Source organism: Corynebacterium sp. 122RC1 (assembly GCF_024580955.1).
Taxonomy (GTDB): Bacteria; Actinomycetota; Actinomycetes; order Mycobacteriales; family Mycobacteriaceae; genus Corynebacterium; species Corynebacterium kozikiae.
In genome coordinates, this window is the sequence record NZ_JANIKD010000007.1 from 43,336 (window position 1) to 67,529 (window position 24,194).

The following is a 24,194-nucleotide window of genomic DNA, read 5'->3' on the forward strand; positions in this document are numbered from 1 at the left end:
ATGCGCATTGTGAACTGGAACGTCAATTCAATTCGGGCAAGGAAGGACCGTGTTATTGACCTTTTGGATCGCCTGGACATTGACGTTCTACTGATGCAGGAGACAAAAACGAAGGATTTCCCGCCACTTGAGGGGTATGAGGTGGCGCATTGGGGCCTCAACCAGTGGAATGGGGTGGCTATTGCGTCGAGGGTCGGGTTGGAAGATGTGCGCCAGGGGTTTGCCAACCAGCCCTCTTTCAATGGCCTTGAGGCGCGTGCGATCTCAGCGACCTGCGGCGGTGTGCGCGTCGAAAGTGTGTATGTTCCCAACGGAAGGGAGATTGCGCACCCGCACTATGACTACAAGCTGCGCTTTTTATATGCGTTGAAGGGCAGCGATGCGGATGTGATTGGTGGGGATTTCAATGTGGCGCCGCTGGATCGGCATGTGTGGGACATCAATGCCTTTGCGGGTGAGACGCATGTGACGGAGCCGGAGAGGCAGGCGTTTGACGCGTTGTTGGAGAAGTGGAAGGTGGCCAGCCCTTGGGAGGGATTTAGTTTTTGGGACTATCGGGCTGGGCGGTATGAACGCAACGAGGGGATGTTGATCGATTTCCAGCTTTCCAATTTGGAGGTTGAGCGAGCATTTATTGATGGGGAGCGGTCTTCGGATCACGCGCCGGTAGTGGTGGATTACCGTGGACCTTAGCTCATGGCAGGCAATCGGCCTGATTATCGACTACACCATCAAAATTGCCGCGATCGGATTCGTACCGGAAGGCCGCAGGCCAAGCTCATCGACGGCGTGGCTGCTTGCCATTTTGCTGCTCCCGTTCGTGGGGTTGCCGCTGTTCTTGCTGATGGGTTCGCCGTGGATTAACAGGCGGCGGCACCGCATTCAGGATGAAGCTAACCAGCGGATCAAAGAGCTGGGTGTTGATGTGCCGGACTCCGTGGCAATGAGTGAGGAGATTGACTCGATTATTCGGCTCAATAGGAACCTCACGGGGATGCCGGCGGTGTCTGGGGAGACGCATGGCTACTACCCGGATTACAAAGAGTCGATTGAGCGAATGGCGCAGGTAGTAGACGGCGCCACGAAGTATGTCCATGTGGAGATCTATATTGTTTCTTGGGATGACACAACCGATGTGTTCTTCCAAGCGCTGGCTCGGGCGGTGAAGCGTGGCGTGAAGGTGCGTTTGCTGTTTGACCAGGTTGGCTCGTGGAAATACAAGGGTTATTTGAAGCTGGGGAGGAGGCTCACTGAGATTGGGGTGGATTGGCAGCTCATGTTGCCGCTGAAGCCGTGGCGCCGCCGTTTCCGTAGGCCGGATCTGCGTAATCACCGGAAGATGGTGATTGTGGATGGTAAGCGTGGGTTTATTGGGTCGCAGAACATGATTGAGCCGTCGTATGGGAATAAGGGGCGGAATTGGGTTGATGTGATGTTTGAGTTCTCTGGGCCGATTGTGACCTCCATGAACCTGGTGTTCGCGGTGGATTGGTTGCTTGAGAGCGGGGAGACGGTGCCGTTTGAGCTATCGGAAGTCCACGGCGAGGACCTGTTGCAGTTGGTGCCTTCGGGTCCGGGGTATCACGCGGAGCCGAATCTGCGGATGTTTAACTCAGTGATTCACCACGCCAAGGAGCGGCTGGTGATGTGCAGTCCGTATTTTATTCCGGATGAGTCGATGATGGAGGCGGTGACGTCGGCATGCTTTAGGGGCGTGAAGGTGGAGCTGCTGGTGAGTGAGCAGGCGGACCAGTTTGTGGTGAACCATGCGCAGACGTCGTACTATCAGGCGCTGCTGGAGGCGGGGGTGAAAATTCACAGGTATAAGAAGCCGGCGGTGTTGCACAGCAAGTTTTTGCTGGCGGATGAGATTGGGGTGCTTGGGTCTTCCAATATGGATATGCGTTCATTTGGTTTGAACTATGAAGTAACGCTTATGGCCACGCATAAGAAGGTGATTGCACAGTTGGAGGAATTGGCGCAGGGATATAAGGAGAATTCGATTGAGCTCACGTTGGAGGAGTGGAATGAGCGTTCCTTTGGGCGCCGCTACTTGGATAACGTGATGCGATTGACTTCGGCGCTGCAATGACCGCGCTCACAAGGTTTGGGCAGCTCGCCGTGATGGGTGTGGGCTGCTTTACAATCGCTATGGGCATCTTCCTCATTACGCACTCGTTTGCGCTGCCGGAGGTAGATGAGGGATTTGCACTGGGTGTGTTGGCAACGGCGGTGATGCAGTCGTCGATGGTGGTGTCCATGCTGTTGGTGACCAGCAATATTGACCCGGAGGTGGCTGTCGCCGGGATTTTGGGCGCTAACCTTGGCACCACAATGACCCCCTTGGTGGCTGCGCATTTTCTCCCCAAGGACAAGGGCGCGATGGAGGTGGCAAGCCTCCATTTCTGGTTCAACGCGCTCGGCCTGCTCACGCTGGGCCCCATTGAACTGCTGTTTCACCCGCTGGAAAAGCTCACGATTTCCCTCAGGACGGACTTTGCGCCACCGCTCCTTGCGGGGGAGTTTGAGTGGTGGAAGCTCCTCTTGGGGATCACGCTTATTGCTGGTGGCATGAGGTGGGTCCGCAGGTTTGCTATTAGCACTCAGGGTGATACGTCTGGGCTGGTCGCGGGGGTGCTGGTCACGTTAGTAATGAGGCACAGCAGCGCTACCGTGATCACCACAGCGGCAATGAATGCAAGTAACAGGCTCACGATCATTCTGGGCGCGAACATCGCCACTACCTTAAGCGCTGTGCTGCTGGCGCTGAACATGGGTGTAGGCATGCAGGTGGCGTTCACTCACCTGCTGTTCAACCTGCTGGGCGTGATGTTGGTGCTGCTCTTCCCACCGATCCGCTCGCTGCTTGAGGGGCTGGCAACCAGGACGGCCAAGCTCGCGGTGAAGAGCCCACCAGTCACGCTTCTGGTGATTGCCCTGGTGTGGTTGGCGCTACCAGCCGCTGTAATTCAGGCCAGGCCTTAGCGAACGCCTCCAAGAGGGGGTAGCTCGCAACGTCCTCCACCGCTACCCACTTGAGCTCCAAAGATTCCTCATTAGCAACGGTTTCCAATAAGTGGTCAGCCACAGCAATCACAGTGGTGTATGTCCACGATCCATGCACGGCCGTCACCCGTTCCCCCACCACGCGGAAGTCGCGGACCTGAGCCTCCTCATAGGCCTCACGGCAGGCAGCTTCAACGGCGGTCTCGCCAAACTCCAGTGCACCTCCAGGCAGCGCCCACGTACCGCCATCCGCGGTCCAGGCGGCGCGGTGCTGCAGGAGCACGTGACCGTCGGCAACCAAAAGTAGGCCTGCTGCACCGTATTTTCCCCAGCGCTTTTTCCCGTCTGGACCAACTACCCAATTCATTGATTGCTAAAGTTAGCAGGGATGACTGCACACGACCACTGGCTTGACCGCGTGGACGATCGGCGTTCTGTGTACTACCCGATCATCTGGGCGCGCAAGCTCTTCGCGTTCTTGGTGACCACCCCAGGAAAAATGACGTCCCTGGTGGTGATCCTCAGCGTGTTTCTGCTGGCTGCGGGCTTGGCGTTGGCGCAGTTTTCTACGGATCGGCGCGGTGATCTGGAAACGATGCTCAATAGTACCGAGCCGGTGAATTATTTGACTCACCGCATGTATTCCTCGCTGTCGGTGGCAAATACGTTGGCGTCGGTGGTGTTTGTGCGGGCGGGCAGTGACGCAACGGAAAACAAGGAGCGCTACCATGCAGCGATCTCCGACGCCTCAACGGCACTCACTCAGGCGGCTGCGGGCCTTGAGCAGGAGGAGCTGGAGACCCTGAACACCATCTCCTCACGTTTGCCGGTGTATAACGCGTTGGTGGAAACGGCCTGGTTGAACGCGCGGCAGGGCAATCCGGTGGGTGCCAGCTACATGTCTGAGGCCAACGTGGTGATGCGTGATGAGATCCTCCCGGCAGCCGCCAAGCTGCACAACACCACGGACAGCACCTTTTTGGAGCAGCAGCGCGCCTTCGGGCAGCCGTTGCAGTGGCCAATTTTGGGGATGGTGTTTGCGCTCGCAGCACTCATAGCGGGGCAAGTGTGGCTGGCAAAAGTGACCAGGAGGCGGCTGAATCCGGGCATGGTGGTGGCCACCGCGATGGTGGTTGCGGTGTTGGCGTGGGTGGGCACGGCGAGTGCGCTGACGTGGCGGGCTGCGAGCACGGCGCGGGAGGTTGCCGCCGCCCCGATGTCCGCGCTGGTGGACGCGCGTATTGTGGCTCAGCAAACCCGCTCTACGGAAACGTTGGCATTGGTGCTCAGGCAGTCATTGGACGCCTCCAACGCGAGCTTTGCCACCGCCATAAAGACCGTCAACGAGGCCTTGGACACCTATGCAAGCTCTCCCCTGGCCGCCCAGCACCAAGCCACCTTGGACATCGCCCGTTCAAGTACCAGTGAGTGGGAAGCTACCCACCTGCAACTTTCAACCGCGCTGAACTCCGGTGACTACGACGAAGCCCTCAACATCACGCTGAGCACCACCAAGAAGAGCGCTTTCATGCGCCTCAATGATGCATTGGGCGAGCTCATCAACTCCACCCGAGACTCCATGCGCTCATATAGTTTCCGCAGTTTAGAAGCGTTTAGCGTGGTAGGCCATGTGGTGCTCATCCTCACCATCAGCGCGGTGCTCTCCATTTGGATTGGCATCCGCCCGAGGCTGCAGGAGTTCCTATGAAACGCATCATCGCCCTCTGCCTGCTCCTCACGGCCTGCACACAGGAAACCCCGCCGCCCGCGCCGATTACCAACACGTTCCAATATCCCCTGCCTGATGGTGCGGTGTTAGCGCCGGTGCAGCAGCAGGAAGTGATCACGGAGAACTTGCTGGGTTCTTTGCAACCCGACGCACGCACGGTGCAGGAGCGGGTTCCGGACATCCTGGCGCGCGGCAGGCTGATTGTGGGTGTGGAGCAGTCGCAAAACCTGGTGGGCTTCCGCAATCCAGTGACCGGGGAACTGGAGGGGTTCGAGGTTGATTTGGTGCGGGAGATCGCCAGGGACATTTTTGGCGACGCCTCCAAGGTGGACTTCCGCTACGTTGATTCCAATAGTTGGCTGCGGATGATTGAGGCGAAAGAAGTGGATTTTGTGATCCGCTCCCTTTCCATCACCCGCCAACGCCAAGACCAGGTGTTCTTCTCCACCCCGTACTACACGGCCCGCACACGCCTGCTCACCAACACGTATTCGGATATTGCATCACCGGAGGACTTGGCGGGCAAAACGGTGTGCGCGGCGGCAGGTTCCACGGGGCAACAGCGCGTGACCACCGCAAAGAACCTGCTGCTGGTGCGGGGCTCTTCAGACTGCCTGCTGGCGCTCCAGCAGGGACAAGTGGACGCGGTGATTTCTGATGATTCAATCCTTTCCGGCATGAGAGCGCAGGACCCTTCCACCAAGATTGTCGGTGAGGTACTGGCGGTGGAGGATTACGGCATCGCTTTTGGCAAGCCCGGCGCGCGGCATAACTCGGATGGGTTGATTCGGCAGGTCAACTCCACGTTGGAGCGGGTATTTCAGGATGGGACGTGGCGGGCAAGCTACGACCGTTGGTTCGGCGCCTACCTCCCTGCCCAGCAACCTCCGCTGCTGAACTACAGGAGTGAGCAATGAGTGAGACAGAGGCAGTAGTCTTTGATCCCTTCGCCGACGATGACCTCGGCGCAATCATGGATGACATCACGGCGTTGCATGACACCTCCTCGCGCGCCAAAGAACAAGCGCTGGACACCTTCCGCTCCCGCAGGGGCGCGGAACGCAGCGCGAGGCCCGTAGCCAACGGCATGACCGAGCTGCCGTTCATCACGCCGCCACCGCAGATGCTCAAGGACCCCAGCGGATACGAGGATCAGCCGGTCCTGCACCCAGGCGATGTGGTGGCCGAGCAGTACGAGGTCAAAGGCGTAGTTGGCCACGGCGGCATGGGCTGGATCTACCTGGCGCAAGACCGCAACGTTTCCGAGCGCCTGGTGGTGCTCAAGGGCAGGGCGGATACGGGTGAGCAGGAGTTTCTTGCAGACATCACGCACCCAGGTGTGGTGAAGGCCTACAACTTTGTGGACGACCCCCGCACGGGCGGGCTGATCGTGATGGAGTACGTGCATGGGCCGTCGTTACGCGAGCTGCGCGGACAGGACGTGTTCAGCATCGACATCGCAATCGGCTACATCCTGGAAATCCTCCCGGCGCTGGAGTACCTGCACTCGCGCGGGGTGGTGTACAACGACCTCAAACCGGACAACATCATTGCCACAGAGGACCAGGTGAAGCTGATCGACCTCGGCGCGGTGAGTGGTATCGGGGCGTTCGGCTTCATCTACGGCACGAAGGGGTTTCAGGCTCCAGAGGTTGCTACCGACGGGCCCAGCGTGGCCAGCGACATCTACACCATCGGCCGCACGCTGGCATCACTCACTGTGAAACTGCCGGTGGAAGACGGTGCGTACCTGCCGGGGTTGCCCACGCCAGAGGAAGAGCCGCTGTTTGCCACCAATATGAGCTACTACCGGCTATTGCGGAGGGCCACGGACGAAGATCCGCAGAAGCGCTTTGCCAACGTGAGGGAGCTGGAGACGCAGCTCTATGGCGTGCTGCGTGAATTCGTGGCCACCACCACCGGCAAGCATTTCCCCGCCCAGCACTCCCTGTATTCACCGCAGCGCTCCACCTTTGGGACCAAGCATCTGGTGTTCCGCACGGATCAACTGCTGGATGGGATCGAGCGCAGCGTACGCATTACCCCGCAAGAAGTAAATGCCGCGCTGCCCGTGCCGCTGCTGGACCGCGATGACCCCGGCGCGCCTATGATCTCCGGCTCCTCCTATACCGAACCTTCGGAAGCACTGGAAACGATGCGTCAGGCCATGAGCCAGTACGCGGACAGTAAAGAAATCCCGCTTGGCGTGGTGCGTGCGCTACTGGACATGGGCGCCACAAAGGAGGCACGGAATTGGCTGCGCACCCTGGAGCCCACTCTGGGCGATGACTGGCGCCACCACTGGTATTCAGGCATCACGGCGCTCCTTTTGGAGGATTTCCCGGCGGCGCAGACGTTTTTCAATGAGGTGTACCGCATCCTGCCGGGAGAGGCCGCACCGAAGTTGGCAAGGGCCGCAGTGGGCGAGATGATGATCCAGCAGATGGGGATGAACGAGCAGTCACTCATTGGCCCCGAGCTGGCACTAGCGGCGAGCAATTTGGAAGGCGACGCCATTCCAGGAGCCTGGGCCCAGCTCAGCCAAGAGCCGCGCCTTCTGCGTTTCAAGTCCATGTACCTCTACGCGCTGGTGTGGGCCACCAATCCCACTACGGTGAGCTCGGCTTTCGGCTTGGCACGCGCCCTGGTGGCGGAGCATCAGGTGGAAACGGCGGTGAATGTGTTGGATCAGGTGCCGCAGCAGTCGAGGCACCACAGGATGGCGCAGCTCACGGCCATTTTGCACCTCATCAGTGCTGAGCCCAGCGAAACTCGTATCCGCAGGGCTGGGCGGCGCCTGGAGGAAATCCCAACCAATGACCCCCGCTTCCTGCAGATTCAGATTGCCGTGCTCAACCAGGGGTTGCAGTGGCTCATGGACAATGACCTCCAGGAGGCCGCAGCTTCCGGCCCCCTCATGGGCTTTGCCTTCAGCCGCACCGGTCTGAGGGAGGGGCTTTCCAAGAGTCTGCGCCAACTGGCGCGCAGCGCCACCACCCCGGCGCACCGCTACGCCCTGGTGGATTTGGCTAACTCTGTGCGGCCTCGGACTTGGTTTTAGCGTAGCGGGCGATCGCCAATTCCTCGTTGGTGGGGACCACGAGGACTTTGATGGTGGAGTCGTCGGTGGAGATGATTTGCTCGCGGCCGTTTTTGGCCGGGTCAATCTTGATGCCGTACATTTCCAGGCCGGCGAGGGCATCTTCACGCACAAAGTCCGCGTTCTCCCCCACTCCGGCGGTGAAGGTGATGGCGTCTACGCGGCCGAGGGAGATCATGTAGGAACCGATGTAGCGGCGCAGTTGGTGGATGTAGATGTTGTAGGCAAGCCAGGCGTCCTGGTTGCCCTCGTCGATGAGGGCGCGCAGCTCGCGGAAGTCATTCACACCGGAGATGCCTTTCACGCCGGAGCGCTTGTTCAGCAGGGCGTCGATTTCATCGATGCTCATGCCTGCGGTGCGGTGGAGGTGGAACACGATGCCGGGGTCGATGTCTCCAGAGCGTGTGCCCATCACCAGTCCGGCCAGTGGGGTCATGCCCATAGAGGTGTCAATGGGACGCCCGCCCTTGATAGCCGCGCAGGATGCACCGTTGCCAAGGTGGAGGGTGATCTGGTTGATGTCCTCATACGGACGGCCCAAGATGTCCGCAACTTTGTGAGAAACGTACTCGTGGCTGGTGCCGTGGAAGCCGTACCTACGAACACCGTGCTCGGCGGCGGTCTCGGCGTCGATTGCGTAAAGAGCGGCAGCGGGTGGCAGTGAGTGGAAGAAGCCGGTATCAAACACCGCCACATGGGGAATGTCTGGCAGCAGTTCGCGGGCCACTTCAATGCCCACGATGTTCGCGGGATTGTGCAGTGGGGCGAGTGGGATGAGGTCGCGCATGAGTTCCACGATCTCGTCTGTGATCACCTCTGGGGAGTTGAACAGCAAACCGCCGTGGACGGTTCGGTGCCCCACCGCCACCAGTTCTACGTCCTTGGGCCCGCACTTGTGCTCACTCATGAGGGTGAAGGCAAGGTCTAGGCCGGCGGCGTGATCTGGGATGGGGGCCTCGATGCGGTGCTTTTCCCCGGCGTGCTTCAGGGTGATGGTGCCACTGGGCTCACCGATTTGCTCCACCAGGCCGGAGGCGAAGGGTTCGTCGGTGGCGTGGGAGGTGGGGTCAACGAGTTGGAATTTGATGGATGAGCTGCCGGAGTTCAGCACCAATACGAGCGACATTAGTTTCCTCCAGCTTGGATGGCGGTGATGGCTACGGTGTTCACGATGTCATCTACCGTGGCGCCGCGGGAAAGGTCATTGACCGGTTTGTTCAGGCCCTGCAGGATTGGGCCAACGGCGAGGGCGTGGCCGGTGCGCTGGGCGGTTTTGTAGCCGATGTTGCCCGCTTCCAGGTCTGGGAAGATAAACACATTGGCTTGGCCAGCCACTGGGGAGTCTGGCATCTTCTTGGCGGCTACGGTGGGGTCCACGGCGGCGTCGAATTGCAGCGGGCCGTCCAGCTTGAGCTCTGGGGCCTTTTCCTTGGCCAGGCGGGTGGCTTCTACGGCGCGGTCTACGTCTGGGCCGGAGCCGGAGCTGCCGGTGGAGTAGCTGAGCAGCGCCACGCGGGGGTCAATGCCAAACTGGGCCGCGGTTTCCGCGGAGACAACGGCGATTTCCGCGAGCTGTTCTGCGGTGGGGTTGGGGTTTACGGCGCAGTCACCGAACGCCCACAGGCGGCCGCGCATCACCATGAGGAAGATGGAGGAAACCACCGATGCACCGGGCTTGGTTTTGATGATCTGGAAGGAGGGCTTGATGGTGTGCGCAGTGGTGTGCGCGGCGCCGGACACCATGCCGTCTGCCAGACCCTTGTGGATCATCATGGTGGCGTAGTAGGAGATGTCCTTCATGGTTTCGCGCGCATCTTCCAAGGTGATGCCCTTGGATTTGCGCAGCTCGTAGAAATCTTCTGCGAACTCGTCTGGGTCTGTGTCCTTGATGGTGGCCGCAGAAATGTCCAGACCGAGCTCCTGCGCGCGGGCGGTGACGGTAGCGGGATCACCCAGGATGGTGAGCTTGCAGATGTTCCTGGCCAGCAGAATGGAGGCGGCGGTGAGAATGCGGTCATCATCGCCTTCCGGCAGCACAATGTGCGCCTGCTTTTCCTTGGCCAGTTCCAGCAGCCAGTGCTCGAACACCGGGGCGCTCATCACCTGCTCAGCCTGCGTGTGCTCAAGCGCCTGAGCCACCCGATCCAATCCGGCTTGGGTAGCTACTTCCTCAGCGGTGAAGGTGGCCGCAACCGTTGCCCCGAGCTCCGCTGACTCCCCCAGGGCGAGGTCGATGTGCAGGCCCTTGGGGACGTCGGAAAGCAGGAGGAGGGGGACGCCAAGGGCGGAGGCTGCTTTGGCGTCAAAGTTCACGTTGCCGGAGCCGATCAGCAGGCCAGTGGGGTTGGATGCCAGCACCGCACTGATGGAGGCTTCCTGGTCAATGAGGTGGTGGACCGACAATCCAAGGTGGGAGGCAAAGCCGTCAACGTCAAAACCGTCAAAATTGCGGCCCGCGCGGGTGAGCAGGACTGTATCGGTCACGGAAATTCCCTTCTCATTTCTCACAGTGAAACAAGGCATAAGTCTAGCTGTATTACAGGCGTTTGGGGGGCTAAAGTGGGCTCCCATGGATCCATTTTTTGCTGTTTCCAGGCTCGCGGACCTCAGCCCGCTTGAACTCCACAAACTGTATAAACTGCGCGTCGATGTGTTCGTGGCGGAGCAACAGTGCCCCTATGCGGAGATCGATGATCACGACCTCACCGCCGCGCATTTCATGGCATGGGGTACCGACGCCACCCTGCTCGGCTGTGCCCGCATCTTTCCCGAAGGCGAGCACGTCAAGCTGGGCCGTTTCGTGGTGGCTCCCTCCGCACGCGGCACTGGCCTTGCCCAAGAGCTCATGTTCCAAGCCCTGCGCTACGCGGAGGAACAATTCCCCGGCAAGCGCGTGCTCATCCACGCACAGGAACCCCTAGAGCGCTACTACGAGCAGTACGGATTCACCCGCGTGGGCGAGGCCTTTGACGAGGACGGCGTGCCCCACATCCCTATGCTGAAGTAACAGGCGGCAGCGCGGACCACGGGAACACAATCCACTCGTCCGTGCGGCGCCACACATAATCAGGATCAACCTCGGAGGCGCTCTTGGCGTACACAACCGCCGAGCGCACCTCAGAGCCGTAGCCCTCCAACAGCTTCAGCACCAGCGCCAGAGTGCGCCCGGAATCTGCAACATCGTCTACCACCAGCAGGCGCTTGCCCTTGATGGAGTTGGTGTCCAGCAGGGGTTCCAGGAGCACGGGGTCTGGGAGTGTTTCGTGGACGTCGGTGTAAAACTCCACGTTGATGGCGTCTGAAAGCTTCACCCCCATGGAATAGGAAAGCGCGCCGGCGGGCACCAGGCCACCGCGGGCAACGGCCACAATAATGTCCGGGGTAAAACCGCTATCTACAATTTGCTGCGCGAGCTCACGGGAGGCGGTACCGAACCCCTCCCAGGTGAGGACCTCTTTAGTCTCAAGGTCTTGAGAATCTGCATGGTAAGCCATGTACCAACCCTACCGTTAGGATGAACCTCTATGGAACTGATTGCCCCCACTGCCGTGACTCGCCTGCTCATGAAACAGGCATTCGCACGCCTAGGCCAGGAGGTAGAGATCACTGAGGCGCAGTTCGACGCCGCCGCCCAGCGCACACACGCCTCCGAAGAGCTAGGCCTCCCGGTTGCCTCAGAAACCACCAACGCCGTCACCGTACAGGCCATCCGCTCGATTGACCCCGCCACCGGCGAGCTTGCCACCTGGTTTGGGGAACCGATCGCCTGCCAGGACGAAATCGTTTGGCAACCAGCCCACATGACTCAAGCGGCCCGCGACGCCGCCCGTTCAATCGCCGCCCGCATCACGAACAGCATCGGGGGCCAGGGCCTGTTTTCAGTGGAGTTGGAAATCTCCGGCGACGACGCCCTCCTTCACCGCTGCGTCCCCGGCCCCACCCGCGCCGGCGAAGTCACCCTGGGCACTCAGCGGCGCAGCCAGTACGAGCTTCATGCCCGCGCCGTGCTGGGATTGCCTATCGACGTCACCCTCACCACACCCGGCGCCGCAACCCGCAACGTGCCGCTACGTTCTGCCCTGACCGCGCCAGAAAGTGACGCCATCCAAGCCGAAGGCGAAAGTCTCGCCTACGTCTCCGCCGAAACCACCGAAGAAGCACGGGAGGCCCTGGCCGAAGTTTCGTAGGGAAACCCCACCAGTCACAAAAACTTTTAAGAGGCCATGACGTCGTGGCGAACGATGGTTTGGTCCCTGCCAGGACCCACGCCGATGTAAGAGATTCGGCAGCCGGAGAGCTCTTCCAGGCGGAGCACGTAAGCTCGGGCTTTCTCGGGGAGCTCTTCGAAGGTCTTGCAGCCGGTGATGTCTTCTTCCCAGGCGGGCATGGTCTCAAAGATGGGGGTGGCGTGGTGGAACTCGGATTGGGTCAGTGGCATCTCCTCAAAGCGTTGGCCGTCTACTTCGTAGGCCACGCAGATGGGGATTTCGCCGATGCCGGTGAGCACATCCAGCTTGGTTAGGAAGAGGTCCGTGAAGCCGTTCACGCGGGAGGCGTAGCGGGCAATTACGGAGTCGTACCAGCCACAGCGGCGTTTGCGGCCAGTGTTCACACCCACCTCACCGCCGGTGACCTGTAGGTATTCGCCCCACTTGTCAAAGAGTTCGGTGGGGAATGGTCCGGCACCTACGCGGGTGGTGTACGCCTTGATGATGCCGAGGGAGGAAGTGATGCGGGTGGGGCCAATGCCGGCGCCAACGCATGCGCCTCCCGCGGTGGGGTTGGAGGAGGTAACAAAGGGGTATGTGCCGTGGTCTACGTCCAGCATGGTGGCTTGGCCACCTTCCATGAGGACGTGTTTGCCGGCGTCGAGTGCGCGGTTGAGTTCCAGTTCGGCGTCGATCACCATTGGGCGCAGGCGGTCTGCGTAGGAGAGGAAGTATTCCACCATGGCTTCAACTTCAATTGCCTTGCGGTTATACATCTTCACCAGAATCTGGTTTTTCACGTCCAGGGCGGAGGAGATTTTTTGGCGCAAGATTGATTCATCAAACACGTCTTGAACGCGGATGCCTACACGGGAGACCTTGTCTGCGTAGGTGGGGCCAATGCCGCGGCCGGTGGTGCCAATGGCGCGCTTACCCAGGAAACGCTCCTGCACCCGGTCAAGAACCTGGTGGTAGGGCGCAACAAGGTGGGCGTTGGCGGAGATCTTCAGCCGGGAGGCGTTGGCACCGCGGGCCTCCAACCCGTCAATTTCCTCAAAGAGCGCTTCAAGGTTGATCACCACGCCGTTGCCAAGGATGGGCACCGCGTTTTCTGAAAGCACACCGGCGGGCAGGAGCTTGAGCTCGTACTTTTCACCGCCAACAACTACGGTGTGACCAGCGTTGTTACCGCCGTTGGGCTTGACTACATAGTCCACCAGGCCGCCGAGGATATCAGTGGCTTTGCCTTTACCCTCGTCGCCCCATTGAGCACCTACGATCACGATCGCTGCCATGTGTGCACGTCCTTTAATTTGTTGAAAACAGACGTTGTACCATTTTACACACCATGCTGTATGAACTTGACCTCGGCCGCACCGTGCCCTCCCAGCGCGATCTAAAATCGCTTCGCCCCCACATCAATCAAGCCTTGCCGGAGGACCCCACCCCCAGCCTGAAGGAAATTGCCCAGTCCCCCAACGTTGAACACCTCGAAGCTCCCCGTCCCGCGCCGCAGGAGCCGTTCCTCAAGCACCCGCTGCGCGTCGTCGTCAAGGGTTCCGACGCCGCCGCCTCCGCCGTTCTCACCTTCCTCATGCGCGCGGATGCTTGCTGGGTGGAGTTTGCGTACGAGCCGATTGACCCCACCTCCCCCTTGGCGGTGGGCTGGGGTGTTCCGGGTGCGGAGTTTCTGCGGGAAGCTCCGGCAAAGCCCACGCCGCTCATCCGTGACGACGCCGGCACCGCCGTAGCAGGCGAGGCCACCATCGGAGCTTGGGATGGCACGGAGTTGTACGGGGAGATCATTGTGGATTCACAGCGCCTGACCGCGGGGTTTGAGGAAGGCAAGAAGCGTGCGTTGGGCAATTATGGTGCGCGGTTGGTGCCAATGCTCGACGCGCCCGGCTTGCTTGCCGCGCCGTTGATTTCCGGCGGCAGCCCGCGGCGCAAGTTGTTGCGCACAGTACCAGCGAACCTAGTGAGTGACCAGGTGCTCGCGGGGCGCGCGTTGCAAGCCGGCGGCAAAGAGTTGCGGGTGGTGGTAGACGGCGTATCGCGCAAACGCCCAGTAGAAGGCGCTACGTTTTACAGGCATTTGCGCGATATTCAAGTGGTGAGGCCTTAAGCTCTACGCACTGCCACTGCTAATCCACCTCTGGCGGGAACGCGGGCGAAGATGAGGTGGGGGCCAACTGTGCGACCGCCGACTCACGGGACATGCCACACACTTGCAGCAAGTCCACGGTGATGGAACGCGATTGTGCAAGGATTACCTGCGCGGAAAGCACTCCCCCTTTGGCCACGTCCAACCCGGCGCGCGCACCTACGTCACGCAATGTGTGTACTAACTCGGGTACCTCTTGGGCCTCGGAGTGGCCTTGGGCGTATAGCTCAGCAAGGCGGTTGGTTACCAGGGAGAGGTCGCTGATGATCGCGATCTGTTGCTCACTCACGGCGTCGCCGTCCTGCAACAGCACCTGTGCCCGCCGGGCCAGCACGCGCGTATTGCGGATCGCGTTGTCCACCGGCGCCAGGATCCGCACGAAGGAATCAACCCTCCGCCGCGCAGCCCACAACAGCGGTGATACGGCCACGTTTTCCTTTGAACCTTTGGCCGCCTCCAGCATCGCGTTGATGTTGGTCTGGCTCCCGCGCACCAGCGCCAGCGCGGTTTCAATGGCCTGCGCGTCCCGCCGCGCTAGCGCTTCTGCTACATCCTCAAGTACCGACGCCGCCAGCGCCAGCACTTTAGACACTTCACGGCGCCCTGCGCTGAGCGGGGCGTTGGGCAGGACGGCGATCACCAGGATGGCCACGGCACCACCGATGAGGGCATCGATTGGCCGCTCGAAGCCACTACTGCTCCCTGGGGGCATGATGGTGGCAATCAGGATGGAACCAATGGCCACTTGGTTGCTCACGAGCTGCGAACCGGAAAGGAATGAGGCCACAGCCAAACTCACCGCGACCGCCAGCGCGATCTGCCAGTGCCCGGAGCCGATGTTGTAGATGAGGAGGTCCCCAAGACCCACGCCAACGGAGCACCCCAAGGCCAACTCAAAGGCTCGCCGCAGCCTCGCCCCACCGGAAAGCCCCAGGGTGATCACCGCCGCCATCGGGGCGAAGAAGGGCACGGAGTGGCCAAAGAAGCGTTGGGCTATATAGAACGCCAGGCCTGCGGCAATGGCCACCTGAACGATGGAGAGCAGGTTGCGGCGCACGCGAAGTGCGCGGTTATGCAGGGAGTCATCCAGTTTGCGTATCTGCGCAACGGTTGCCGTAGTGCGTTTGCCCATGCCGCCTAGGTTACCGGCGCCAGTGCTGCCGCCGCCGACTTTCTAGACATCCCACAGATTTGCAGCATGTCCACAATCAACGAGCGCGTTTGCACCAGCAGCGCCTGCTGAGTGAGCGCTTGAGGGGCGAGTATTTCCGGCTGCGCGCGCACAGCCAACCCTTGGAGTTGCTTCACCAGTTTGGGGATCACCAGGTGTTCGGCCTCATGCCCCGCGTAAGCGTGCGCCAGGGTTTCTGCGATCTGGGAGAGCTCCGCAATCATCTGCACCTGCTCTTCGGATGTCCTGCCCTGGGCCTCGGCGAGGATGAGCGCCTGCCGGGCGAGCACGCGGGTGGAACGGATGGTGTTATCCACCGGGTTGAGGATGCGCAACATGCTTGCAATGCGGCTGCGCTGCGCCCACAGGAAGGGCGAAAACCTCGCAGCCTCCTTGCTTTCCTGCGCCGCTGCAATCATCTTATTAATGCCTGCTTGCGTACCGCGCGCTGTGGCCAGGGCTGAGGAGATGGCGGCTGCGTCGTAACGCGGCAGCGCTTTGGCCACCTGATCCAGAATGCCGGCCGCGATGCCGAGCATGTGAGAGATTTCGCGGCGCCCTGAACGCAGTGGAGAGATGGGAAACAGCGCGAGCACCACCAAGCCCACGATGCCGCCGATCAGCGCGTCCGTCATGCGGTCAAAGCCGCCGGACGTGCTGGGCGGGAGGATGGTCGCCACCAGTACTGATGCGAAGGCCGCCTGGTTGGCCAGCAGCGGGCCTTTGTCAATGAAGATGCCTACCGCCACCGCGGACATCACGCCGAGGGCAATTTGCCACACGCCGGTGCCCACGCTGGCAACGATCAGGTCCCCCAAGCCAACGCCCACGGAGACACCCACCACCAGCTCGATGGAACGGCGGAAGCGCTCACCGCCGGTGGTGGAAAGCACAATCACCACACTCATGGGCGCAAAGAAGGGGTGCTCGTGCCCAATGAGCAAGCCCACCCAAAACGCCAGGCCAGAGGCCAAACCCACCTGGAGAACGTAGGGCCAGTTGTCTTTCAGACGATCAATGCCCTCAGTGATCCGCGATGTTGGCAGCAGTGTTGGCCGCATACACGCTCCTGTTCCTTCATGACTCTGCCGTATCAGTGTACTCCTCAGGAAAGCCTTGACTTCATGCAAAGAATCTTTTACATTTGGTCGTATTGGGTTTCCGTTTTGCCAAAGAGGGGAGGTGTTTTGAACCCGCAAGAAAACATGGTCCGCAAATGGCGGCGCTGGCTTGAACTTTCGCAGGCAGACCTGGCCGCGCGCGTGGGCGTTTCAAGACAAACCATTGCCAACATCGAAAAAGGGAACTACTCCCCCTCCGTGTACCTAGCCCTTGCCATCTGTAGGGAGCTGGGCAAAACGGTGGAGGAAGTATTTGGAAAGGAACAAGCATGAGCACCAAAATCACTGAGGCGCTTGGCCGCACTGCGCTCGCCCACGTACATGAAGGCAGCGATGACGAATACCAAGCCAACACCTACCTTCAGAGCATGGCGGTGGGCGCATACGCTGCCCCGATCGGCGCCACAGTCGCCGGTGCCATATTGGCCTGGGTGCTGCCAGGCAACTACTCACTGCTGTCCATCCTGGCGCTTCTGCCAATCCTGGCGCATGAAATCGCCGCCGACGATTGGCTGCGCAATCGGGTACCACAGCCCAAATACGTCCCGCAAAAGCGCTACATGGGGTTCGTGATGATCCCCTGCGTTGCGATGATCGCCGGGATTGCCTACCGCAGCTCGTTTGGCTCCATGAGCGTTACCATCGGCGGCATTGTGGGCGGGTGCATTGCCTTCTGGCTTTTGCCCAAGTGGACCGAGCGGCAGCGCAACCGCGCCCAAAGGCGCCTCGATGCCGTAGAGGAGGAGTAGGTTTGTGGGGCCACGGCAGCATACGCACCCCCACCCCCCACCAGCATCCCAATTAAGCTGGCCGCATGAGAAGCGTTGCAATTATCGGCTGCGGACCGCGCGGCCTCACCGTCGCCGAACGCCTGCTGTCCATGGCAGATGCACCCATACGCATCGAAATCTTTGAGCCCAACGCCCCCGGCTCCGGGGCGGTATGGCGCACCGATCAATCCCCGCAAATGCTCATGAACACAGCAAGCTCGCAGGTCACGGCATTCATGGACCCCACCGTGGAACTGCGCGGCCCCCTACGCCAAGGCCCCACGCTGCACGAATGGGCACACAGTTCCGCCGCCACCCACTGGCTCCCACCCGGACTCCACAACCTCGCCGAATCCCTCCAACCCGAGGAACCCGCGCAGCGCCGCTTCTACGGCCACTACCTAGAATGGCACTTCTCAAACATCACCAATGAGCAGGTGCGTGTGCACAAATCCAAGGTCACGCGCGTGGCCCCCTTTGGGGATCAGTGGCAGGTAGAGGCACCCGCCGCAACCGTGCGTGTAGACGCCGTGGTGCTGGCGCTTGGGCACGTCGTTGCCGCTGCTCCCCCAGATGCCCAGGTACTCCTGGACTATGCCAAAGACAAAGACGCGCTGCACATCCTTCCGGGCAACGCTGCCGACGCCAACCTGTCCACCATTTCCGCAGAGGAAACCGTGCTCATTAAGGGGCTTGGCCTGGGCTTTTTTGATTACCTCGCGGAGCTCACGCTCGGCCGTGGCGGCGAGTTCCGGGATGGCAAGTACCACCCGAGTGGCCGCGAGCCACGGATCGTGGCGGGCTCACCCGGTGGGCTGCCCTACCGCGGCAAACGTGAAATGACCACCCGCTACACCCCGGAACACCTCACCAAACAAGCAGTAGAGGCGCTCATTGCCAAGCACCAGACCTTGGACTTCATGCGTGACATCTGGCCGCTCGCCGTGGCAGAGGTAGAACACCACTTTCCGAGTGTGGACTGGCAGCGCGTTCTGCACCCACCAGTGAACATGGATCGTTGGCCGCAGTGGCTGCAGAACTACCTGCGGGAAGACGCCCGCTGGTGTGAACCCATCCGAGACTGCTGGGACGCAATCGAACTCAGCCTCGCCCACCTCAGCGCCCACTCTTTTAGCGAGCACTTCCAGGGCTTCTTCACCGCCGTGAACTCCAGCAACCTGATGGGCCCGCCGCAGATGCGCCTGGAGCAACTCAGCCAGCTCATCGCCGCCGGTGTGGTGGAGCTGCCCGGCCCGGACTTTGTGGTGGACCCCGACCTCAGCGGAACTTTTGTGGGCTATTCCAAACGCAATCCCACCAAGCGTTATCCTTCCCGTGTGGTGATCGAGGCCAGAGTGCCCAACCCAGATATCACCGTTACCGGCGATCCCCTGCTGCGCCAACTCATCGATGACGAGCTGGTTGTGGAACGCGTTCGCACGGACTCCACCGGCACCGCCCACACCGGCGCCGTGGACATCCACGAGCCCAGCATGCAAGTGCGCAACCAACCGGGCCTGTACTGCTTTGGCATCTCCGTGGACGGCGTGACCTGGCCCGCTGCCGAAACCGCGGAGCCTTACACGAACCATGGCATTCTGCGCCGTGCCGACGCCATCGCGGCGGCAATCCTCGGGGTTGCTTGAGGGCCTGGCACCCAACGCCAACAAAAATAGGGCACCGCCAACCGGCGGTGCCCTAACGCGCAAGTAGATTACTTGCTGAGCGTGGTGCCCACGGAGTGGAGGTCCTGGCAGGCCTCGACGACGCGGTCAGCCATGCCCTGCTCTGCCTTCTTCATGAAGGAGCGTGGGTCGTAAGCCTTCTTGTTGCCAACTTCGCCGTCTACCTTGAGCACGCCGTCGTAGTTGGAGAACATGTGGCCAACGATTGGGCGGGTGAAGGCGTACTGGGTGTCAGTGTCCACGTTCATCTTGATAACGCCGTAACGCAGAGCCTCTTCGATCTTTTCCTTCTCGGAGCCGGAGCCGCCGTGGAACACGAAGTCGAATGGGTTGGAGCCGGCGGTGAGACCGAGCTTCTTTTCTGCAACCTTCTGGCCCATGTCCAGAACCTCTGGGCGCAGCTTCACGTTGCCTGGCTTGTACACGCCGTGGACGTTACCGAAGGTGGCGGCCAGCAGGTAGCGGCCGTTTTCACCGGTGCCCAGGGCATCCACGGTCTTGGCAAAGTCCTCTTCGGAGGTGTAAAGATTTGCGCCAGCCTTGGCTTCAACGCCGTCTTCCTCACCACCAACAACACCGATCTCAACCTCGAGGATGATGTGTGCTGCCTTTGCCTTGGCCAGCAGCTCCTGGGCGATCTCCAGGTTTTCGTCGATTGGCACTGCGGAGCCGTCCCACATGTGAGACTGGAACAGTGGCAGTTCGCCGCGGTCAACGCGCTCCTGAGAGATAGCCAGCAGTGGGCGGACGTACTCGTCCAGCACTTCCTTCTGGCAGTGGTCAGTGTGCAGCGCAACGTTGATGCCGTAGTGCTTTGCGGCCTCGTGTGCGAACGCCGCAAGAGCCTGCGCGCCAGCAACCTTGTTCTTCACGGAAAGGCCGGAACCGAACTCTGCACCGCCGGTGGAGAACTGGATGATGCCGTCCGACTCTGCCTCGGCGAAACCACGGAGAGCAGCGTTGATGGTTTCCGAGGAGGTGCAGTTAATCGCTGGGTAGGCAAAGCCTTCCTTCTTTGCGCGATCGAGCATCTCGTTGTAAACCTCTGGGGTTGCGATTGGCATTGCGTCACCTTCCGATAGTGGACGTTTAGGGTTTATCGCACGCAAGGCCAAGCAAACAGCAACCATTGACCTTGGTGACCTAATAACCGATTATGCCAGCAACGCACCTCAGCCGCTGCCCCGAAGGCGAAATTTTTAGGAGAGAAATCCCACATATTCGGGCATAGTCAAACTTTCTTCAACATTAACTGTGCGCACTCACCCGCGCCGCGGCCTCCAGGAGCATCCAGCCGGAGAGCTGCACAGAGAGGTCACGTTCATCAATGCGCACGATGCGCACGATGTCACTCAGTGAGGAACCACCCACACCGTAGTTGTGCGGCAGGCGTGCATCATCGGTCCAGTCGGTGGCAAAGATCGGCAGGCCATCCACCTCCAGGCGGTGATTCCACACGCTGTTCGCAGAGCCCATCACCATCTTGGCAGCCAGACGCTTGGTGGCGCGGTTTGCCTCTGAGTCCTCCGGGAGGCGTACCGCAAGGTCTGCGAGGTAGCGCACCAAAATGCCCTTGAAAAGGCCACCATCACCATCGCCGGTGCGCCAATCAATCACCCCAGCGCTGGTTGCCATTTCCTTAGCCACAGCCTGAGTGAGCGCACGGATGTGGGAAAGATAAGGCATTGCAGCTTCGGCCTCATCACTTCCCTGCAGCGCAAGCACAATTTCCAGGCACGCCCCAAGCACCACGCCCTGGCAGTAGGGGTGCGTGGGTTTGACCACCTCAGGGCCATTCATGGACATGCGAATGCCGTCCATCACCAGGCCGTTATCATCAATCAGGTTGTCAAAGATCCAGTCCACAAGCGCTCGCGCCGTTGCCACATCCCCGGAACGAGCAGCAAGGATGGCCGCGGGGCCGTTGGTGGGCACGTTGAAGAAATGCTCTCCGGTGCGCCAAGGCAGCATTCCGACGATCTCATCGCGCCCAGCAAAAATGTTCGCTTCTAAGGTGCGCTGATATTTTTTGGGGCTCTTCTCCTCCAGGCCTCGGGCACGTTGCATGGCGAGGGCAAGCCAGAGCTTGTCGTCGTAATACTTATTCTTGGTGAGTTTGCCCAGGTTCCGCACCCGGATGCCGGTGATCGTCTCTTTGATCGCAGTCTTGCGCCCTTTGGTGTTCACCCTGGTTGCGGCGTCAACGAGGCAGTCCAAGTAGTGCGCCTGCCACCAGTAGTGCCAGCGGTAGAACAGCTTTTCCTTGGTGGTTGGCGGCCAAGCAACAACTGCCAGGTTGGTTTTGGGGATTGCCCAAACGCGGGAGGCGTGGCGTTGCTGGATGGCTGCTTCTGCGAGGTCAGCCCTGTGCAACCAAATTTCGTTCAAGGAAGCCGTTCCTAGGGGTGAGCAGGTGGATAAGGAACACGCCTTCACCCTGACTAGCTGGGAGAATAGGCACTCAGCCGATTATATCGACATTCACAAGAAAACGTTACTAAAGCGTTATTTTTATGCACTACCACGCCTTGTTCAGGTCCGCGTGCTGGCGCACCCAAGCGTGCATCGCAATCCCCGCAGCCACCCCTGCGTTGATGGAACGGGTGGAACCGAACTGCGCGATGGAGCACGTCATCAACGCACCCTCCTGCGCCGCGCGGGTCACACCGGGGCCTTCCTGGCCGAACAGGAGCAGGCACCGCTCGGGCAGTTCCGCGGTTTCCAGCGGCACGGACCCCGGCGTGTTATCAATGGCCACCACGGTGAGTTGCTGCGCCAACGCCCACTCAATGAGCGCCTCGGTGGACTCGTGGTGCACGAGGTGCTGGTAGCGGTCCGTCACCATGGCGCCACGGCGATTCCACCGCTTACGCCCCACTATGTGCACAGTGTCTACGGCAAAAGCGTTGGCAGTGCGCACCACGGTGCCGATGTTGGCATCGTGCTCAAAATTTTCAATGGCGATGTGCAGCGGGTGGCGGCGGGTATCGATGTCCGCCACAATTGCCTCGCGGCGCCAGTAGCGGTAGGCGTCCACCACGTTGCGCCGGTCCCCATGTTCCAGCAGCTCAGGGTCCAGGTGTGGGGCGTCGGGCACGGGTTCGTCGGGATGCTCCTGTACCCAGGGGCCTACGCCGTGGCGCCCCTCGTTCCACTCAGTGGGGCCTTTAAGCGAGTCCAAGATCTTCCAGCCCCAAAAGGAAGCGGTATTCCAGACCTTCTGCAGCGATCACCTGGTCAGCGCCAGTGGCGCGGTCTACCACGGTGGCCACGCCCACTACCTCAGCGCCTGCCTCGCGGAGGGCAGCAACGGCGGTCAGCGGGGAGTTGCCGGTGGTCGTGGTGTCCTCCACAACCAGCACCTTCTTGCCCACAATGTCCGGGCCCTCGATGCGGCGCTGCATGCCGTGCTTCTTGGCTTCTTTGCGGACAACGAAGCTGTGGATCTCGCGGCCGTCGGCGTGCATGATGGCGGTGGCCACGGGGTCAGCGCCGAGGGTGAGGCCGCCCACGGCAACGTAATCCCAGTCCGCGGTGAGCTCACGCAACAGTTCACCGATGAGGCGCGAGGCCTGGGCATGCAGCGTTGCCCTGCGCAGATCAACGTAGTAATCCGCCTCCTTGCCGGAGGAGAGGGTCACTTTGCCGTGGACCACGGCGAGCTCCTTGACCAGTTGGGCGAGCTGCGCCTTCTTTTCTTGATTAATTGCCATCGTTTGCTCCTTGGGTTGGGTCACCGAGTTCGGCCACAATATCGTCAAAGATACTCGAGCCCGCGCTTGTATCCCGCAGCACGCGGGTTCCCTGGAAGTCCTGCGGGGCCTGCGCCTGCTCGCCGATGCTGCGCACCTCATCCTCCCCGAGCTGGCGCAACTCCACTTCGCCGTGCGACGCCCCAACGGCCCTGCTGGGCAAACTCAAAGGCTCTGCGGGGCGTTGCGGCACGTCCGGCAATTCGGGCAGTTCGTCCTCGTCCGGGTCCTGCGGCGCGGCCGCTACGTGAACGAAAGCCCGGGTGGGGTCGAACTCCTGGAACTCCACGGGCTGCTTCGCGCCCTTGCGCGGCGGGAGGATGCGGGCGGCGTCAGCCAGCGCGGCAAGCGGGGCCAAGGTGGCATCCCAATCTGCCTGGTCACTGCCCTTGGCGAACTGCGCCAGCACCCACTCCGACTCCCACCACACCATCTGCACCGCCGCGGGCAACTGCTGCAGCGCCTGATCTACGCGCTCATCCAGGAAACGCTCCACCGCGCCCTGTTCGTTGGCGCGCAGTCCAAAACCCGCGAAGGCGCGCACCGGCTGCAGGTCCTCCGAGCCACTTCCCTCCCGCCGAGCCTCCAGCACCACCTCGGAGCCTTGGGCGCGTCGGATAGCCATCACCGTGGCGCCGCCGAGTTCGAGCAGGTGCGTCTCATAGCCACCAGACACCCCGCTGACCACATCCTTTGCGGTTCCCTGCACCCGCACCCACTCCTCCGCGAGGTACGCGTCCTGCTTGACGTACGCAAAGCCGTGCTGCTGGGCCCAGGCCCGCTTCTCCCGCTTGGGGGCGCCGGGGAAACTCCCAAACGCTTGCCGACGAGGGGCGTCACGGTCCGGCGTTGCTGGCACCGGCTGGGGCTGGGGTTGGAGTTGGGCAGCGCGGGGGGCGGTGAACTCGATGTCCTCCTCCGCAATTTCCACTGGCTCCACCTGCAAAGATTCGGGCTCCACCGCGGGCAGTGCCACCAACTCAGCCTCCACCTGAGCATCCACAATTTCCTCGGTTGCGCCGTAGTTAACGCTCGCTTGATCCGGCTGGGGCTGAGGTTCGCTAACCGGTTGGGATTGAGGTTCGATTTCTTCGGTGGCAACAGGGCCGGAATCAGCCGCACTGAACTGTTGGCTGTTTCTCCGACGGGCATCGAGCCACCACAGCGCTACACCAGCAAGAAAGAGCAAGGCCGCAACCAAAAAGAGCATGGCTTCAGCTTAACCGCACAGGCGGCCCAGCCGGCTCTACTCGATCAACAGGGCGAAACACAGCGCACCCCCATATGGGGCGACCTGGATTGATTCAGAAATGAACGGCGATCAATTTTCACTAAGATCCATGGGCAATTCCCCTCAATGAAAGGTCAGCACAATGCAACCTGGCTTCACAAAGGTTTTCGTAACCATGCTGTTGGCAAGTGCGGCTTTCCTTGCCTCCTGCCAATCCGCGCAAGAGGCACCAGTCACCAATTCGGAGGAGGAAACCC

Annotated in this window: 24 protein-coding genes; 12 read left to right on the forward strand and 12 right to left on the reverse strand. The window is 60.9% G+C overall.

What is annotated here, in order from left to right; all coding sequences use genetic code 11:
• Genes NQ050_RS05080 through NQ050_RS05090 form a run of 3 tightly spaced genes read left to right on the forward strand, consistent with a single transcriptional unit; the run spans position 1 to position 2,985 of the window.
• Positions 1-693, forward strand: a complete 693-nt coding sequence (locus NQ050_RS05080) for an exodeoxyribonuclease III (RefSeq protein WP_257038208.1) — start codon at positions 1-3, stop codon at positions 691-693.
• Complete coding sequence (gene cls, locus NQ050_RS05085; protein ID WP_257038259.1) at positions 677-2,092, forward strand: cardiolipin synthase; 1,416 nt, start codon at positions 677-679, stop codon at positions 2,090-2,092. The genes NQ050_RS05080 and cls overlap by 17 nt, the downstream gene beginning before the upstream one ends.
• Positions 2,089-2,985, forward strand: coding sequence for a hypothetical protein (locus NQ050_RS05090; RefSeq protein WP_257038209.1), 897 nt, complete (start codon positions 2,089-2,091; stop codon positions 2,983-2,985). Before cls ends, NQ050_RS05090 begins: the two co-directional genes overlap by 4 nt.
• Here NQ050_RS05090 and NQ050_RS05095 read toward each other — a convergent pair.
• Positions 2,918-3,373 (reverse strand): NUDIX domain-containing protein, encoded by a 456-nt coding sequence (locus NQ050_RS05095; protein WP_257038210.1) that lies wholly within the window; start codon positions 3,371-3,373, stop codon positions 2,918-2,920. The two genes, NQ050_RS05090 and NQ050_RS05095, sit on opposite strands and share 68 nt — an antisense overlap.
• Before the next feature lie 21 nt (positions 3,374-3,394).
• On the opposite strand from NQ050_RS05095, the gene NQ050_RS05100 reads away from it, so the two are divergent.
• Genes NQ050_RS05100 through NQ050_RS05110 form a run of 3 tightly spaced genes read left to right on the forward strand, consistent with a single transcriptional unit; the run spans position 3,395 to position 7,796 of the window.
• The gene (locus tag NQ050_RS05100) at positions 3,395-4,714 is read left to right on the forward strand and encodes a phenol hydroxylase (protein ID WP_257038211.1); all 1,320 of its coding nucleotides are present in this window, start codon (positions 3,395-3,397) and stop codon (positions 4,712-4,714) included.
• On the forward strand, positions 4,711-5,652 hold the full coding sequence (locus NQ050_RS05105) for a glutamate ABC transporter substrate-binding protein (RefSeq protein WP_257038212.1): 942 nt from the start codon (positions 4,711-4,713) through the stop codon (positions 5,650-5,652). Before NQ050_RS05100 ends, NQ050_RS05105 begins: the two co-directional genes overlap by 4 nt.
• Positions 5,649-7,796, forward strand: a complete 2,148-nt coding sequence (locus tag NQ050_RS05110) for a serine/threonine protein kinase (RefSeq protein ID WP_257038213.1) — start codon at positions 5,649-5,651, stop codon at positions 7,794-7,796. The genes NQ050_RS05105 and NQ050_RS05110 overlap by 4 nt, the downstream gene beginning before the upstream one ends.
• Here NQ050_RS05110 and NQ050_RS05115 read toward each other — a convergent pair.
• Together NQ050_RS05115 and pta are read right to left on the reverse strand one after the other, a co-directional pair.
• The gene (locus tag NQ050_RS05115; RefSeq protein ID WP_257038214.1) at positions 7,765-8,961 is read right to left on the reverse strand and encodes an acetate kinase; all 1,197 of its coding nucleotides are present in this window, start codon (positions 8,959-8,961) and stop codon (positions 7,765-7,767) included. The genes NQ050_RS05110 and NQ050_RS05115 overlap by 32 nt on opposite strands.
• On the reverse strand, positions 8,961-10,319 hold the full coding sequence (gene pta / locus NQ050_RS05120) for a phosphate acetyltransferase (RefSeq protein WP_257038215.1): 1,359 nt from the start codon (positions 10,317-10,319) through the stop codon (positions 8,961-8,963). The genes NQ050_RS05115 and pta overlap by 1 nt, the downstream gene beginning before the upstream one ends.
• 85 nt (positions 10,320-10,404) lie before the next feature.
• Here pta and NQ050_RS05125 point away from each other — a divergent pair, with 85 nt between their 5' ends.
• Positions 10,405-10,842, forward strand: a complete 438-nt coding sequence (locus NQ050_RS05125; protein ID WP_257038217.1) for a GNAT family N-acetyltransferase — start codon at positions 10,405-10,407, stop codon at positions 10,840-10,842.
• Here NQ050_RS05125 and NQ050_RS05130 read toward each other — a convergent pair.
• Positions 10,829-11,329: a phosphoribosyltransferase gene (locus tag NQ050_RS05130; protein ID WP_257038218.1), complete on the reverse strand. Its 501-nt coding sequence runs from the start codon at positions 11,327-11,329 to the stop codon at positions 10,829-10,831. The genes NQ050_RS05125 and NQ050_RS05130 overlap by 14 nt on opposite strands.
• Before the next feature lie 30 nt (positions 11,330-11,359).
• Here NQ050_RS05130 and NQ050_RS05135 point away from each other — a divergent pair, with 30 nt between their 5' ends.
• A complete protein-coding gene (locus NQ050_RS05135) occupies positions 11,360-12,022 on the forward strand; it encodes an ATP-grasp domain-containing protein (RefSeq protein WP_257038219.1) in 663 nt (220 codons plus the stop codon).
• Between the two features lie 26 nt (positions 12,023-12,048).
• On the opposite strand, the gene NQ050_RS05140 is transcribed toward NQ050_RS05135, so the two are convergent.
• Entirely contained in the window at positions 12,049-13,338 is a 1,290-nt protein-coding gene (locus tag NQ050_RS05140) for an adenylosuccinate synthase (RefSeq protein ID WP_257038220.1), read from the reverse strand.
• Between the two features lie 53 nt (positions 13,339-13,391).
• On the opposite strand from NQ050_RS05140, the gene NQ050_RS05145 reads away from it, so the two are divergent.
• Positions 13,392-14,168, forward strand: a complete 777-nt coding sequence (locus NQ050_RS05145; protein WP_257038221.1) for a hypothetical protein — start codon at positions 13,392-13,394, stop codon at positions 14,166-14,168.
• A 19-nt stretch (positions 14,169-14,187) separates the two neighbouring features.
• Here the strand turns inward: NQ050_RS05145 and NQ050_RS05150 are convergent, their stop codons facing one another.
• A complete protein-coding gene (locus NQ050_RS05150; protein ID WP_257038222.1) occupies positions 14,188-15,339 on the reverse strand; it encodes an aromatic acid exporter family protein in 1,152 nt (383 codons plus the stop codon).
• Between the two features lie 5 nt (positions 15,340-15,344).
• Positions 15,345-16,439: an aromatic acid exporter family protein gene (locus NQ050_RS05155; RefSeq protein ID WP_257038223.1), complete on the reverse strand. Its 1,095-nt coding sequence runs from the start codon at positions 16,437-16,439 to the stop codon at positions 15,345-15,347.
• Between the two features lie 144 nt (positions 16,440-16,583).
• On the opposite strand from NQ050_RS05155, the gene NQ050_RS05160 reads away from it, so the two are divergent.
• From NQ050_RS05160 to NQ050_RS05170, 3 genes are all read left to right on the forward strand, one after another.
• The gene (locus tag NQ050_RS05160) at positions 16,584-16,772 is read left to right on the forward strand and encodes a helix-turn-helix transcriptional regulator (protein WP_257038260.1); all 189 of its coding nucleotides are present in this window, start codon (positions 16,584-16,586) and stop codon (positions 16,770-16,772) included.
• Positions 16,769-17,248: a hypothetical protein gene (locus tag NQ050_RS05165; protein WP_257038224.1), complete on the forward strand. Its 480-nt coding sequence runs from the start codon at positions 16,769-16,771 to the stop codon at positions 17,246-17,248. The genes NQ050_RS05160 and NQ050_RS05165 overlap by 4 nt, the downstream gene beginning before the upstream one ends.
• Before the next feature lie 65 nt (positions 17,249-17,313).
• Positions 17,314-18,915 (forward strand): FAD/NAD(P)-binding protein, encoded by a 1,602-nt coding sequence (locus NQ050_RS05170; RefSeq protein WP_257038225.1) that lies wholly within the window; start codon positions 17,314-17,316, stop codon positions 18,913-18,915.
• 68 nt (positions 18,916-18,983) lie between these two features.
• On the opposite strand, the gene fbaA is transcribed toward NQ050_RS05170, so the two are convergent.
• The 5 genes from fbaA to NQ050_RS05195 form a co-directional block, all read right to left on the reverse strand.
• The gene (gene fbaA, locus NQ050_RS05175) at positions 18,984-20,018 is read right to left on the reverse strand and encodes a class II fructose-bisphosphate aldolase (protein WP_257038226.1); all 1,035 of its coding nucleotides are present in this window, start codon (positions 20,016-20,018) and stop codon (positions 18,984-18,986) included.
• A gap of 184 nt (positions 20,019-20,202) precedes the next feature.
• The gene (locus NQ050_RS05180; protein ID WP_257038227.1) at positions 20,203-21,342 is read right to left on the reverse strand and encodes a glycoside hydrolase family 76 protein; all 1,140 of its coding nucleotides are present in this window, start codon (positions 21,340-21,342) and stop codon (positions 20,203-20,205) included.
• A gap of 130 nt (positions 21,343-21,472) precedes the next feature.
• Positions 21,473-22,138, reverse strand: a complete 666-nt coding sequence (locus tag NQ050_RS05185; RefSeq protein WP_257038261.1) for a TrmH family RNA methyltransferase — start codon at positions 22,136-22,138, stop codon at positions 21,473-21,475.
• Positions 22,122-22,667, reverse strand: coding sequence for an orotate phosphoribosyltransferase (pyrE, locus tag NQ050_RS05190; protein WP_257038228.1), 546 nt, complete (start codon positions 22,665-22,667; stop codon positions 22,122-22,124). Before pyrE ends, NQ050_RS05185 begins: the two co-directional genes overlap by 17 nt.
• On the reverse strand, positions 22,657-23,916 hold the full coding sequence (locus tag NQ050_RS05195; RefSeq protein WP_257038229.1) for a hypothetical protein: 1,260 nt from the start codon (positions 23,914-23,916) through the stop codon (positions 22,657-22,659). The genes pyrE and NQ050_RS05195 overlap by 11 nt, the downstream gene beginning before the upstream one ends.
• Between the last annotated feature and the right edge of the window lie 278 nt (positions 23,917-24,194).